General features: G+C 61.3%; 12 protein-coding genes and 1 pseudogene. 9 read left to right on the top strand and 4 right to left on the bottom strand.

Features of this window, described 5'->3' with window-relative positions:
- Window positions 1–78 precede the first annotated feature (78 nt).
- Complete coding sequence (locus ACSQ9D_RS00065; RefSeq protein ID WP_436280669.1) at window positions 79–513, top strand: GFA family protein; 435 nt, start codon at window positions 79–81, stop codon at window positions 511–513.
- A 5-nt stretch (window positions 514–518) separates the two neighbouring features.
- On the opposite strand, the gene hrcA is transcribed toward ACSQ9D_RS00065, so the two are convergent.
- Complete coding sequence (gene hrcA / locus ACSQ9D_RS00060; RefSeq protein ID WP_072371525.1) at window positions 519–1,607, bottom strand: heat-inducible transcriptional repressor HrcA; 1,089 nt, start codon at window positions 1,605–1,607, stop codon at window positions 519–521.
- Window positions 1,608–1,784: 177 nt separating this feature from the next.
- Here hrcA and rph point away from each other — a divergent pair, with 177 nt between their 5' ends.
- From rph to hemW, 4 genes are read left to right on the top strand one after another with little or no spacing between them, the layout of a single operon-like run.
- The gene (gene rph, locus ACSQ9D_RS00055) at window positions 1,785–2,504 is read left to right on the top strand and encodes a ribonuclease PH (RefSeq protein ID WP_436280668.1); all 720 of its coding nucleotides are present in this window, start codon (window positions 1,785–1,787) and stop codon (window positions 2,502–2,504) included.
- Window positions 2,501–2,917, top strand: a complete 417-nt coding sequence (locus tag ACSQ9D_RS00050) for a VOC family protein (RefSeq protein ID WP_037114772.1) — start codon at window positions 2,501–2,503, stop codon at window positions 2,915–2,917. Before rph ends, ACSQ9D_RS00050 begins: the two co-directional genes overlap by 4 nt.
- 7 nt (window positions 2,918–2,924) lie before the next feature.
- On the top strand, window positions 2,925–3,569 hold the full coding sequence (rdgB, locus tag ACSQ9D_RS00045; protein ID WP_436280667.1) for an RdgB/HAM1 family non-canonical purine NTP pyrophosphatase: 645 nt from the start codon (window positions 2,925–2,927) through the stop codon (window positions 3,567–3,569).
- Window positions 3,570–3,604: 35 nt separating this feature from the next.
- A complete protein-coding gene (gene hemW / locus ACSQ9D_RS00040; protein WP_436283738.1) occupies window positions 3,605–4,780 on the top strand; it encodes a radical SAM family heme chaperone HemW in 1,176 nt (391 codons plus the stop codon).
- Here hemW and ACSQ9D_RS00035 read toward each other — a convergent pair.
- Window positions 4,777–5,694 carry a DMT family transporter gene (locus ACSQ9D_RS00035; protein WP_436280666.1) on the bottom strand — a complete coding sequence of 306 codons (918 nt, stop codon included), beginning with the start codon at window positions 5,692–5,694 and terminating at the stop codon, window positions 4,777–4,779. The two genes, hemW and ACSQ9D_RS00035, sit on opposite strands and share 4 nt — an antisense overlap.
- Window positions 5,695–5,909: 215 nt before the next feature.
- Between ACSQ9D_RS00035 and gcvA the strand changes: the two genes are divergently transcribed.
- The 4 genes and pseudogenes from gcvA (at window position 5,910) to ACSQ9D_RS00015 (ending at window position 10,413) form a co-directional block, all read left to right on the top strand.
- On the top strand, window positions 5,910–6,794 hold the full coding sequence (gcvA, locus tag ACSQ9D_RS00030) for a transcriptional regulator GcvA (RefSeq protein WP_436280665.1): 885 nt from the start codon (window positions 5,910–5,912) through the stop codon (window positions 6,792–6,794).
- 136 nt (window positions 6,795–6,930) lie between these two features.
- Entirely contained in the window at window positions 6,931–9,111 is a 2,181-nt protein-coding gene (locus tag ACSQ9D_RS00025) for a TonB-dependent siderophore receptor (RefSeq protein ID WP_436280664.1), read from the top strand.
- 64 nt (window positions 9,112–9,175) lie between these two features.
- Window positions 9,176–9,301: pseudogene (locus tag ACSQ9D_RS00020) on the top strand (siderophore-iron reductase FhuF); the annotation flags it as partial.
- Window positions 9,298–10,413 (top strand): ABC transporter substrate-binding protein, encoded by a 1,116-nt coding sequence (locus tag ACSQ9D_RS00015; RefSeq protein ID WP_436280663.1) that lies wholly within the window; start codon window positions 9,298–9,300, stop codon window positions 10,411–10,413. The pseudogene ACSQ9D_RS00020 and the gene ACSQ9D_RS00015, both read left to right, overlap by 4 nt.
- Here ACSQ9D_RS00015 and ACSQ9D_RS00010 read toward each other — a convergent pair.
- The gene (locus tag ACSQ9D_RS00010; protein WP_436280662.1) at window positions 10,410–11,489 is read right to left on the bottom strand and encodes a saccharopine dehydrogenase C-terminal domain-containing protein; all 1,080 of its coding nucleotides are present in this window, start codon (window positions 11,487–11,489) and stop codon (window positions 10,410–10,412) included. The two genes, ACSQ9D_RS00015 and ACSQ9D_RS00010, sit on opposite strands and share 4 nt — an antisense overlap.
- Before the next feature lie 117 nt (window positions 11,490–11,606).
- Window positions 11,607–13,154 (bottom strand): chromosomal replication initiator protein DnaA (gene dnaA / locus ACSQ9D_RS00005; protein ID WP_436280661.1); only part of this gene is annotated, 1,548 nt, incomplete at its 5' end.

Raw genomic sequence — 13,154 nt, 5'->3', positions numbered from 1 at the left:
CCGTGCTAAAGTTCTTTCATTTTAGGTGCAACTAAATCAATAGTGCTTCGACCTCATCCAGGTCAGGGAGCGACGATCATGGGCGATCAAAAAACGTATTCGGGGCGCTGCTTCTGCGGTGCCGTGGAGATCGTCGTCACCGGAGACCCGGTGGCTATGGGTTACTGCCACTGCGCCTCCTGTCGGCATTGGTCGGCGGGACCGGTCAACGCCTTCACGCTGTGGCAGCCGCAGGCTGTCCATGTCACCAAAGGCGGAGAGCACGTGGAAGGCTACCAGAGGTCCGATACGAGCGTGCGGAAGTTCTGCGAGCTTTGCGGTGGGCATCTCTACACCGAGCACCCGACCTGGGGCGTCACCGACGTTTACGCGGCACTTCTGCCCGATCTTGACTACGCTCCAGCGCTGCACGTGAACTATCAGGAAAGCGTGCTGCACATCCGTGACGGCCTGCCAAAATACAAAGACATGCCTGCAGAGATGGGCGGCTCGGGCGACCTGCTCCCGGAGTAGCTCTCCTACTTCGAGCCGCGTGACAACCGCGTCATCAGCTGGGCGGTATAGTCGACCATCGGCACGATGCGCGAGTAGTTGAGTCGCGTCGGCCCGATGACGCCGACAGCGCCGACAATGCGGTCGTCATCGTCACGATAGGGCGCGACGATCAGCGATGAACCGGAAAGTGAGAAGAGCTTGTTCTCCGAGCCGATGAAGATGCGCACGCCCGGCCCGCTTTCGGCGAGGTTGAGAAGTTCCAGCAGACTGTCCTTCTTCTCGAGGTCGTCGAACAGCATGCGCAGGCGGTCGAGATCGTCGGCGCCGGCGAGATCGGCGAGCAGATTGGCGCGGCCGCGAATGATCAGTTGGGCCGGTTTGCCCTCGTCGGCGCTGCCCGACCAGACGGCGATGCCGCGCTCGACGAGATCCTGCGATAGCGCATCGAGTTCGAGGCGGACATCGTCCTTCAGTCGACTTAATTGATTGCGCAGTTCCGGCAGCGTCTGGCCGGTCATGTGTGCGTTGAGGAAGTTGGCGGCCTCGGTCAATTGCGATGACGTCACGCCTGCCGGAAGCTCGATGATGCGGTTTTCGACCTGATCGTGATCGCCGACGAGAACCGCAAGCGCCTTGGTCGGCTCAAGGCGGATGAACTCGACGTGCTTGAGAACAGGATCGCTCTTCGAGGTGATGACGAGCCCGGCGCCGCGCGAAATGCCCGAGAGCATGCGGCTTGCCTCGTTCATCATCAATTCCATCGGATTGTCGCGGCTTTCGGCGCGCACCTGGCGATCGATGTTGGCGCGATCCTCGGCCGAGAGATCCCCGACCTGCATGAAGGCGTCGACGAAGAAGCGCAGGCCGACCTGTGTCGGCAGACGGCCGGCACTGACATGCGGCGAATAGATGAGGCCAAGTTCTTCCAGATCGCTCATCACGTTGCGCACGGAGGCGGGTGACAGCGACATCGGCAGGATACGCGACAGGTTGCGGGAACCGAGCGGTTCACCCGTCTCCAGATAGCCCTCGACGATGCGACGAAAGATTTCCTTGGAGCGTTCATCCAGCGCAGCCACTGCATCTGAAACCGACGTCGATCTGAACTCCATGAACCCTTGCGTACCCGTGCTGACGATGATCCGACAAAATATAGCCAATCTCCCCGCAGCGGCAAAAGGGAAATTGCAAATGGACGCTGCCGATCGTAGAAGCTCTCAACAACATAAGCACGCATGATCTTTTGAAAACCGCTCGCGGTCTTCGACATCATGATTCAGGAGAATACTATGCGGCCCTCAGGCAGAAAAACCGACCAGATGCGCAAGGTCTCGTTCGAGCGCAATTTCTCCAAGCACGCGGAAGGCTCCTGTCTGGTGAAGTTCGGCGATACGCATGTGCTGTGCACGGCGAGCATCGAGGAGAAGCCTCCGGCATGGCTGCGCAACACCGGCAAGGGTTGGGTCACGGCCGAATACGGCATGCTGCCGCGCGCCACAGGCGAGCGTATGAAGCGCGAAGCCGCATCCGGCAAGCAGGGCGGCCGTACACAGGAGATCCAGCGCCTGATCGGTCGTTCGCTGCGCGCTGTCGTCGACCTCAAGGAACTCGGCGAGCGCCAGATCACGCTCGACTGCGACGTCATCCAGGCGGATGGCGGAACGCGTACGGCGTCCATTACCGGCGCCTGGATCGCGCTCTACGACTGCCTGAAGTGGATGGAAAGCCGCAACATGCTCAAGGTCGAGCGCGTCCTCAAGGACCACGTCGCAGCCATTTCCTGCGGCATCTTCGCCAACCAGTCGGTGATTGACCTCGACTATCTCGAGGACTCCTCGGCTGAGACCGACGCGAACTTCGTGATGACGGGCAACGGCGGCATCGTTGAAATCCAGGGCACCGCTGAAGGCACGCCCTTCACCGGCGAGGAATTCGCCTCGCTGATGGCCCTCGCCCAGGTAGGCATCGCCGAGCTCGTCGCGATGCAGAAGCAGGCCATCGCCGGATGAACGACATGCTGGAAGGCATGCTGGAGACGGCGCTCTATGCGGACGATCTCGACAAGGCCGAAGCCTTTTATGAAGGCATTCTCGGCCTTTCGAAGATCTCGCGGGGCGGCGACCGACATGTCTTCTTTCGCTGCGGCGCCGGGGTGTTGCTGATCTTCAACCCGCAGGAAACGATCAAGCCTCCCTCGCCCACCTCCTTGCAGGTTCCGCCGCACGGCACGACCGGTGCAGGACACGCCTGTTTCCGCGTTTCCGGGGAAAATCTCGATGCGATTGCAGCCCGGCTGACGTCCGAGGGTGTCGCCATCGAATCCGAAGTCACCTGGCCGCAGGGCGGCCGATCGATCTATTTCCGCGACCCGGCGGGCAACAGCCTCGAATGCGCCGAAGCCGGCATCTGGGGCATCGAATAGGACAGTCATGCGTAAGCTCGAAACGAAGACCATCGTCGTTGCCAGCCATAATGCCGGCAAGATCCGGGAAATCCAGGACCTCATCGGTCCGTTCGGCTTCACGGCGAAATCGGCCGCCGAGTTGAATTTCGTGGAGCCCGACGAGACCGGCACGACCTTCGAGGAAAACGCGACGATCAAGGCGCGCGCCTCCGCCGAAGCCTCTGGATTGCCGGCGCTGTCGGACGATTCCGGTCTCGTCATCGATGCACTCGGCGGCGATCCCGGCGTCTACACCGCCAACTGGGCGGAGAAACCCGACGGTACGCGCGACTTCGCGATGGCGATGGAGAAGGTCGAGGCGGCTTTGGAAACGGCCGGCGCTTCGAAGCCGGCGCAGCGCGCTGCGCGTTTCGTCAGCGTACTCTGCCTTGCCTGGCCGGACGGCCACGCGGAGCTTTTCCGCGGCGAAGTCGAAGGTACCGTCGTCTGGCCGCCGCGCGGCAGCCAGGGCTTCGGCTACGATCCGGTCTTTCAACCCGAGGGCTATGAGACTACCTTTGGCGAGATGAGCGCGGAAGAAAAGCACGGCTGGAAGCCCGGCGACGCAGAAGCACTGTCGCACCGCGCCCGCGCCTTCAAGATCTTCGTCGAAACCTGCCTGGAAGCCTAAGGGCAAACGTGGACACTTTGGAACAGCCTGATCTGATGCGCTATGCCGCTCTTCTGCCCGATACCGGCGAACCCGGCTTCGGCGTCTACGTGCATTGGCCGTTCTGTGCCGCCAAGTGCCCTTACTGTGATTTCAATAGCCATGTCCGCCACCAGCCGGTGGATCAGGAACGCTTTACCGCGGGCTTCCTGAAGGAGATGGCGACGGTGCGCCAGATGAGCGGGCCAAAGACGGTGACCAGCATCTTCCTCGGCGGCGGCACGCCATCGTTGATGAAACCGTCCACGGTGTCGGCCATTCTCGACGGTATCGCCAAGCACTGGCACGTGCCCGATGGGATCGAGATCACCATGGAGGCAAACCCTTCCAGCGTCGAGGCGGAACGCTTCCGCGGCTATCGTGCCGCCGGCGTCAATCGCGTGTCGCTCGGCGTCCAGGCGCTCAACGACCGCGACCTGAAGTTTCTCGGACGGCTGCACGACGTTGCCGATGCGCTGAAGGCGATCAAGCTGGCGCGCGACATCTTCCCGCGCATGTCCTTCGATCTGATCTATGCGCGCCCGAACCAGACCGTCGACGAATGGGAACGCGAGTTGAAGGAGGCGTTCTCCTACGCCGTCGATCACCTTTCGCTCTATCAACTGACGATCGAGGAAGGCACTCCGTTCTTCGGGCTTCACAAGGCCGGCAAGCTTGTCGTTCCGGACGGCGACCAATCGGCGCTGCTCTATGAAGCGACGCAGGACATCACCGCCGGCGAAGGGCTGCCCGCCTACGAGGTTTCCAACCATGCGCGTCCGGGCGCGGAGAGCCGGCACAACCTCACCTACTGGCGCTACGGCGATTACGCCGGCATCGGCCCCGGTGCCCATGGGCGGCTGACGCGTGGCTCCATGAAGATTGCCACTGCGACAGAGCGGAAGCCAGAGAGCTGGCTGGATCTGGTCGAGCGCGATGGACACGGCATGCTGGACACGGAGCAACTCGGTTATGAGGAGCAGGCCGACGAACTGCTGCTGATGGGGTTGCGTCTCAAGGAAGGCGTGGACCTTTCCCGCTGGCAGCAGCTTTCGGGCCGCGACCTGGACCCGAAGCGTGAAGAGTTTCTTTTGGAGCATGGCTTTATCGAGCGGATCGGCAATTCTCGCCTGCGCTGCACGCCGTCGGGCATGCTGATCCTCGATTCCGTGGTCGCCGATCTCGCCTGCTAGGCTGGTCGCTTTCTCCCCAGAGCGAACAATCGCCCGTCAATCGCCGCGAGGCCGATTGCGATCATCGCCATGCCGATCAGATGCTTGACCTGCAATTGCTCGCCGAGAATGGCTGCGCCAAGCAGGATGGCGCTGACCGGAATCAGGAAGGTCACGAGCATCAGGTTCGTTGCCCCGGCGGTCGCCAGGATGCGGAAGAACAGCACATAGGCGATCGCCGTCGAAAGCAAGGCCAGGCCGAACAGCGCCATCCAGGTTTCCAGTGAAGGAGCGGCCAATGTCCACGGCTGGTCGACGATGAGCGCGATCGGCAGCATCAGGACGGTGGAGGCGCTGACCTGTCCTGCAGCGGGAATGAGCGGCGCCATGCCCATCTGGCGGAAGCGCCGGCCGAAGATCCCGGCAAAGGAATAGGAGAGCGCAGCACCGAGCACCGCAAGCTGCGCCAGCACGTTCGACCCGAGATCGCGCAACACGTCGAAACCGATCATATAGGCGACGCCCGCAAAGCCGACGAGAACGCCGAGCAGGCGATTGCCGGTCATCTTTTCATCCGCTGTCAGGAAATGCGCGACGACGACGCCAAACAGCGGCGTTGTGGCATTCAGGATCGAGGCGAGGCCACTTGCGATATGCGTCTGGCCCCAGACGATGAGACAGAACGGGATCATATTGTTGAGGATGCCCATGCCGAAGAAGGCCGCCCAGGACCTGCCGTCACGCGGCATGACATGGCCGGTCGCACGCACAATAAGATTCAGTGCCAGCGCGGCGATCAGCACCCGACCCGTGACGATCGTAAAGGGCGGCAGGCTCTTCACGAGAATGCCGTTGAAGAGGAAGGATCCGCCCCACAGCAGGGAGAGCACCAGCAACATTCCCCACTCGGCAAAGCCCATCTGTTTCTGCTGCATCGTCTTCTCCCTGGTCAGCCTGCGACCGGTCTACATCTCAGTACAGGCTGCCGCCACCCGATTGTTGCGCGGTGCTGGCGCATTTTTCCTGATTTATTCTCGCTCATCGCTCAGCTCTACGAAGCTTTTACGGCGGCTTTCATGCTGATATTATTGCTATGCCAGTCCCGCGACAAACGAGTCTTTCTCGATCCATGATATAGTTGAGCTAAACCATGAGCGATTATCTTCCCTCCCTTTCGGCCCTTCGAGCCTTTGAAGCGGCCGCCCGACACCTCAGCATGACGTTGGCGGCGAAAGAGCTCAACGTGACGCCGGGAGCCGTCAGTCTGCAGATCCGCGATCTGGAATCCTCGCTTGGCGTCAAGCTCTTCGAGCGGAAGACGCGCGCACTCGCTCTGACCGTGGAGGGTGCAGACTATTTTTCGACGCTCAGGGCAGCATTCCGCCTCGTCAGGGAAGCAACGGCGGCGATCACGGCGCGCGGACGCGGCGCCGTGATCAACGTCACCTGCACCGCGGGATTTGCAACCTACTGGCTCGTGCCGCGTCTCGGACGCTTCGAGGCGATGCATCCCGAAATCGACGTCCGCATCAGCGCGTCGCACCGCGTGCTCGACTTTCAGCGCGACGGGATCGACCTTGCAATCCGCCATGGACTCGGCGGCTATGACGGCCTGATCAGCGAACGCCTCGTGGATGACGAGCTGGTGCCGGTTTGCACGCCAAGGCTTGCCGTGGAACTAGGCGACAATCCCTCGCCGGACGCTCTCGCCGGCTTCCAACTGATCCATGACGTCTATCGCCATGACTGGCAGCTCTGGCTGGAGGCAGCCGGCGCGACTGGGGTAGACCCGTCGCGTGGACCGGTCTTCATGCATGGCAACGGAGCCTATGACGCGATGAAAGCCGGGCTGGGCTTTGCCTTGATGCGGCGCTCGTTTCTGGAGCGGGACCTGAAGGAAGACGCGGTGGTCACACCCTTCCCGCTTGGCATTGCAAGCCGGCTTGCCTTCCACCTCGTCTATCCCGGGCTTGCACTCGAACGGCCGGCGGCGGCCGCCTTCCGCCGGTGGCTGCTGTCGGAGGCGCAAGCCTGACCTGACTGTGGCTGATTTGCCATGCCGATCAAAAAGTGGAGTAATTTAATCATAAAAACGGGTTTGCTTTGGGATTTTTCTTGACTATTAAACTCCACATAAATCCTGAAATACGCATGACCGGTATGATAAGCCAATGAATATTCTCCCATTTTCCTCGCGAATCCTGTCCACTTCGGCATTGACTGGCTTGGCAATCCTCCATTTTCTCGCACCGGCCGCAGCGCAGGATGCGGCTGGACAGCAGCAGGATGGCGCGACGGTTCTTGAAGATATTATCGTCAATGGCGGCAGCGGTGGCGTCATCCAGGCGGATGGCTATGTCGGCAAGAGCAGCGCGACGGGCACGAAAACCGACACGCCCTTCATCGAGGTGCCCCAGTCGATTTCCTCAGTGACCGAACAGCAGTTGAAGGATCGCAATCCGCAAACTCTTTTGGATACGGTCGCGTACACGCCGGGCACACGCGTCGGCGCCTATGGCTTCGATCCGCGTTTCGATTCGTTCTCGGTGCGCGGCTTCGACGTGACCTATACCGGGATCTTCCGCGACAACCTTCGTCAGCCAGGCGCAGGTTCGTCACTCTTCAAGACCGAGCCTTACGGCCTCGAAGGAGTCTCGATCCTGCGTGGCCCATCTTCGGCACTGTATGGGGCAACAGGTGCCGGCGGTCTCTACAACCTCATCACCAAGCGGCCGACGGAAGAGCCTTTTCACGAAGTTCAGCTGCAGTATGGTACCGACCAGCGCTATCAGAGCCGGTTCGACCTCTCCGGCCCCGTCAACAATGAGGACCCCTTCTACTATCGCCTGACAGGCCTCTATCGCGACGCCAATACGGAGCAGATCAGCGTTCCCGACGACCGCGTCTATATTGCGCCAGCCTTCAGGTGGAAGCCGGACGAGGACACGAAACTTACCATCCTCGGCGAATATTCCCGAACCAAGACCGGCGGCTCGGCGGCCTATTACAACGATCCAACCGGCAAGGTAACGGACTATTTCGCGGGCAACCCCGCCTTCAACGATTCGATCCAGAACCAGGCTCGTATCGGCTACGAATTCGAGCATCGGCTGAACGACGTCTTCGTCTTCCGTCAGAACGCCCGCGTTTCGACGCTCAGCATCGACGCCGACTGGGCCTTCGCCTACGCGCCGAACGCGGTCAATCCGAACCTGATTGACCGAAGCGCCGGCACGTTTGACGAGCGGCTGACGGCGTTCGTCATCGACAATCAGTTGGAAGTTCAGGTCGAAACGGGCGCGGTCGACCACACAGTGCTTGCAGGTCTAGACCTGACCAGGCTGCGCTGGCGCTCGCTCGATGGCCGTGGCGTGTCGCCGCCGCTCGACACCACCAATCCGACAGCAGGCGCTCCAGTTGCTCCTATCGACTTCGATACGCGCTCCGTCCAGGACCAGTGGCAGGTCGGCACCTATCTGCAGGACCAGATCCGCTATGACGCATGGATACTGACCGTCGGTGGTCGCTACGACTGGGTCTCCACGGACACCGACAATACCGACCTCAACACGAATGCGCTGACCACGATCTCGCAAAAGGACAGGGCATTCTCCGGCCGCATCGGCCTAGCCTACCAAACGGATTTCGGCGTTGTACCTTATGCCAGTTACTCGACCGCTTTCGCACCAAATGCTGGCATCAACAAAGAGACCGGCCAACCCTTCGAGGCGACGGAAAGCGAGCAGGAGGAGATCGGCGTCAAGTACCTGCTGCCTGATAGCAATACGCTGATCACGGCAGCGCTGTTCAATATCGACCAGAAAAACAGCCTCTACTACGAGGTTGTGAACCTGCCGACCGGGCCGGAAAACATACAGGTGCAGCGCGGCAAGATTCGCTCCCGGGGCTTCGAGATCGAAGCGAACACGAGTCTCGACAACGGCTTGTCACTGGTTGCGTCCTACACCTTCACCGATGCCGAGATTCTGGAAGGCACGATCGGTACAGTCGGTAACTACGTCTCGTCAGTGCCGAGGCACATGGCTTCGCTCTGGGCAAACTACAGGTTTCAGGAGAGTAGTCCGATCGACGGTCTCGGCGTCGGCCTCGGTGCCCGGTACCTCGGCAAGAGCTACACCAGCGACGAAAACACGGCGCAGAACGGCTCCCGCGTACTCTTCGACGCTGCCCTGAGCTATGACTTCGCCGCGCTCGACAAGAAATACGAGGGCCTGAGCCTGCAGGTGAACGCCACCAACCTGTTCGACCGCCGCGAGCCAATCTGCTCGGCCGGCTTCTGCTACCGCGACCAGGGCCGCGCCGTAATCGGCAGCCTGCGCTACACATGGTGAGTTGATGGCGAGCGCGCAGCACCATGTAGTTGATCCGGGCGTCAACCCTCTTTGCGGCAGCGTCCGATATGTCGAGGAAGACGGCGAGCGCGTCGCCCGGCGGAAGATATGCTGCCTGCGCTACATGCTGCCCGGCATCCAGAGCTGTGGCAAGCTTTGTGCTCTTCCCAGCCGGAGGAACGTGCAATGATCCCGTCCACGATGACGCGACGCAGCTTTCTCGCTGCGGCGTCTGCGCCGGCTCTGTTGAAGGCGGAGACGCGCTGGCCACTGACCGTGACCGATGCCGTCGGTCGAACGGTGACGATAGCGAAGAAGCCGAAGTCGATCATCCTCGGAACGGGTTTCAATCTTTTCGCGCTGTCGCTGATCCATCCGGATCCGGTGAGCCTGCTGGCGGGCTGGGCGACCGACATGAAGACCGACAACCCGTTCATCTACGAAGCTTTTCGCAAGAAATTTCCGGCCCTCGACAAGGTACCGCTTGTCAGCAATGGGCAGGCGGATGGCATGTCTTTCGAAGCCGCACTCTCCTTGGAGGCCGACCTTGCCGTCATGGGCATGTGGCAGGCAGAAGGCGAGCAGGGCAAACGTGCCATCGAGTATCTGGAATCGATCGGCGTGCCCGTGATCGTTGTCGATTTCAATCTCGATCCGCTGAAGAGCACGCCGCGGGACATTCGGCTCCTCGGTCGCGTTCTGGAATGTGACCAGCAAGCGGAAAACTATGCTCAGTTCTTCGAAAAGCGGGTGGACCGCATCGGCGCGAGGGCGGTCGGGAAAGGCGAAGATGGGCCGCTCGTGCTGATGGATGCCTTTCCAAGCATAACGCGCGGCAGCTGGGCGGTCGGTCGAACCGGCCTTGGTGAATTGATCACGCTTGCCGGCGGGCGCAACATCGCGGACAAGAACCTGCCGCCACAGGGCGGACCCGTGACGGCAGAATATATCATCGCCGCGGAACCGGACGTCTATATCGCCACTGGCTCGCCGGGCGGCGCCTACACCGTCTTTTCGATCGGTCCCGGCGTCGATCCCGCAGAAGCGCGGCAGTCGCTCCAGGAAACCGTCAAGGCACCCGGCCTGCCCCCGCTGAAAGCGGTGCGCGAGAAAAATGTGCACGGCATGTGGAACTTCTTCAATGCCGTGCCGCTGAACGTGCTGGCCGCCGAAGCCGTGGCCTCCTGGGTAAGGCCCGACCTCTTTGGCGATGTCGATCCGGCCGACAGCCTCGCCGAGATCAACGAGCGCTTCGCAGCCGTTCCCTTCGAGGGCGCCTACTGGACCAGCCTAACCACTTAGCGAGCTGGCGCGCTCGTCTTGAAGAGGCTGCCTGTCGGAGTTTTCAGGAACATCTCCAGCGGAATGTATTCCTGATGCAGGAAGCCCATGGACGGCAGCAGGTCGTCGCGCACCATCTCGATGACGGCAACCACCGAGGCCGAGGTCGTCCAGGCGATCGCCGTGCGGCGGGCGCCGGCTATCTCGATCGGATAATAGGTGCGCACAAATTCCTTGCGACGAAGGTTGCCGTTCTCCATGCCCTCCGCTGCCACATGCACATAGACGACGTCATCCTCCACTGGCGGCTTGGCGTTGGTGAGGATTTCGCCGGCAAGCTTGCGCCTGTCGCGCATCAAAAGCTCATGGAAGAAGAAGTTCATCAGATCCATGTGACCGGGATAGCGCATCGTCTTGTAGTCGAGGTTCTCGACCTTGCCGAGCAGCGTATCGCACATGGTTCCGAGGCCCCCTGACGTCGTGAAGGCTTCGAGCTTCACGCCCTCGACATAGATCGTCTCATGCCATTCCATCGGCGAGACGAGCTTGCGAACGCCGCCCTCGATCACTTCGCAGTCGTTTAGATATTCGTTGACAACGCCTTCGGGTGACCAGTTGAAAGCGTAGCCGAGGAGCCCTGTCGGGTGCTGCGGCAGAGCGCCGACCCGCATTCGAATGGAGCGGCATTTGTCGAAGCCGTCCGCAAGGCTCGATCCGACAATGCCGACGAAGCCGGGGGCCAAGCCACATTGCGGCGCCATCAGGCCGCGCGCCGTCTTGGACAGTTCGATGATGAAGTTTGTCGTCGGCACGTCTTCGGTCAGATCGAAGTAGTGGATCCCTGCGACGTGGGCGGCGCGCGCAAGGCCGATGTTGAGGTGATAGGGCAGGCAGGAAAGCACGGCCTCAACGCTCAACAACAGTTCACCGATGACGGCGGGATCGGAGATGTCGCCACTCCTGCATTCGAACGGCAGGCTTTCCGTCGGTGCCTGCAGGTCGACGCCTAGAACGTCGACCCCCCCCTCATGCAGAAGCGTTGCAGCCAACCGCCCGATCTTGCCCAGTCCGAGAACAGCGATCCTGTCGAAACTCATCGGCTCCCCCCGTGCCACGCGGCACATTTGCGCCACTCCAGCGTACAGAAGATTGTGCGCAAAAGAAAACGGCCGGAGCAATGCCCGGCCGTCAAACGTGCACAGAAGATTGCCCGACTATTCGTTGATCAGGCGCTTCAGCAACTCGATCTCATGCGAGAGCTTGGTGTCGCCGGCGATCAGCTCCTCGATCTTGCGCACGGCGTGCAGCACGGTCGTATGATCGCGACCGCCGAAGCGACGGCCGATTTCCGGGAAGGACCGCGGCGTCAGCGTCTTCGACAGATACATGGCGATCTGGCGCGGCTTGACGATGACGCGGGTGCGGCGGTTCGAGACCAACTCCTGGCGCGACACGTTATAGTGCCGTGCGACGATGCGCTGGATGTCCTCGATGCGGACACGGCGCGGCTCGCCCGAGCCAACGAGATGAGCAAGCAGCTCATCGACGCGCTCGACCGTCAGGTTCGGCTCGAAGGAGCGGCGGAAAAGCAGCTGGTTGAAAGCACCTTCCAGCTCGCGGCCGCTTGCCGTGATGTTGCGCGCAACATGGTTCAGCAGTTCGGTCGGGATTTCCAGAGACGGGTCCTCGACGCGAGCAGCGGTGAGGCGACGCTTCAGGATCTCGAGACGCATCTCGTAGTCCGGCGCGTCGAGCTCAATGGCCACACCGCCCTGCAAACGCGAGCGGACGCGTGGATCGAGCGATTCCAGCTCCCAGGGAGCGCGGTCGGCAGCGACCACGACCTGCTTGGCGCTGTCGAGCAGCATGTTCAGCAGGTGGCAGAACTCGTGCTGGATCATCTTGCCCTGCAGGAACTGCATGTCGTCGATGATCAGAAGGTCGATGTTGCGCAACGAGTCCTTCAGGGTCAAAGCATCATTGTCACGGATCGCTGTTGCGAAACGCCACATGAAATACTCTGCCGTCAGATAGACGACGCGCAGGGCGCGCGGGTTCTGAACCGCGGCATTGGCGATCGCCTGCAGAAGATGCGACTTGCCGAGGCCGACGCTGGAATGGACGAAGAGCGGATTGAAGCGGACAGCGCCCTGCCCGGCTTCGGCAATCGTCCTGGCAGCAGCAAGTGCTACGCGGTTGGAGCTGCCCTCAACAAAGGTGTCGAAGGTGAAGCGGGAGTCCAGCGGCGAGCCGAAGAGCGGCTGGCCGGCAGTCGCCGGACGGGCAGCGGCTGCGGACGATACCGCTTGCTGCGCAATCTGGCCGGCATGCTGCGCCGCTGGGCGGCGCGTCTGCGCGGCGGCAACAGGCTCTGGGGAAACCGGCGCTTCAGCCGGTTTACCAACGCCACGCGTTGCCGTGCGCACGAGAATTTCGACTTTCAGAATTTCGGAGTCTTCGGCCTGAAACAGGCTGGTGATCAACTCAAGATACCGGTTGTTGATCCAGGACTTCAGAAAAGTTGTCGGCACCGTCAGGCGCACGACGCTCTTGGAAACCGAATGCAGCTTCAGCCGCGCAAACCAGCTTGCAAAGACATCCGGACCGACTTGCGCCTTCAGGCGGGCGCTGACACGCTCGAAAAGTACACCATGCTTCATGTCTCCCTTTTCCCCTGCCGCTCCAGCGCAAATAGAGCCAAACGCCTGCGGTTCATTGTCCCCGCTATCCAGGGCATCCGCCGTCATTGTATTCATCTGCAT

It is taken from the genome of Rhizobium sp. LjRoot258 (genome assembly GCF_964254185.1).
Classification (GTDB): Bacteria; Pseudomonadota; Alphaproteobacteria; order Rhizobiales; family Rhizobiaceae; genus Rhizobium.
The sequence above is the reverse complement of the archived record's forward strand: the minus strand, read 5'-3'. Positions and strand labels throughout refer to the sequence as shown.

What these genes read in the sequence shown, in the direction of transcription:
- ACSQ9D_RS00065 (WP_436280669.1), top strand. Translation starts at nt 79, where the DNA reads ATGGGCGATCAAAAAACGTATTCGGGGCGCTGCTTCTGCGGTGCCGTG.
- hrcA (WP_072371525.1), bottom strand. Translation starts at nt 1,607, where the DNA reads ATGGAGTTCAGATCGACGTCGGTTTCAGATGCAGTGGCTGCGCTGGAT.
- rph (WP_436280668.1), top strand. Translation starts at nt 1,785, where the DNA reads ATGCGGCCCTCAGGCAGAAAAACCGACCAGATGCGCAAGGTCTCGTTC.
- ACSQ9D_RS00050 (WP_037114772.1), top strand. Translation starts at nt 2,501, where the DNA reads ATGAACGACATGCTGGAAGGCATGCTGGAGACGGCGCTCTATGCGGAC.
- rdgB (WP_436280667.1), top strand. Translation starts at nt 2,925, where the DNA reads ATGCGTAAGCTCGAAACGAAGACCATCGTCGTTGCCAGCCATAATGCC.
- hemW (WP_436283738.1), top strand. Translation starts at nt 3,605, where the DNA reads ATGCGCTATGCCGCTCTTCTGCCCGATACCGGCGAACCCGGCTTCGGC.
- ACSQ9D_RS00035 (WP_436280666.1), bottom strand. Translation starts at nt 5,694, where the DNA reads ATGCAGCAGAAACAGATGGGCTTTGCCGAGTGGGGAATGTTGCTGGTG.
- gcvA (WP_436280665.1), top strand. Translation starts at nt 5,910, where the DNA reads ATGAGCGATTATCTTCCCTCCCTTTCGGCCCTTCGAGCCTTTGAAGCG.
- ACSQ9D_RS00025 (WP_436280664.1), top strand. Translation starts at nt 6,931, where the DNA reads ATGAATATTCTCCCATTTTCCTCGCGAATCCTGTCCACTTCGGCATTG.
- ACSQ9D_RS00015 (WP_436280663.1), top strand. Translation starts at nt 9,298, where the DNA reads ATGATCCCGTCCACGATGACGCGACGCAGCTTTCTCGCTGCGGCGTCT.
- ACSQ9D_RS00010 (WP_436280662.1), bottom strand. Translation starts at nt 11,489, where the DNA reads ATGAGTTTCGACAGGATCGCTGTTCTCGGACTGGGCAAGATCGGGCGG.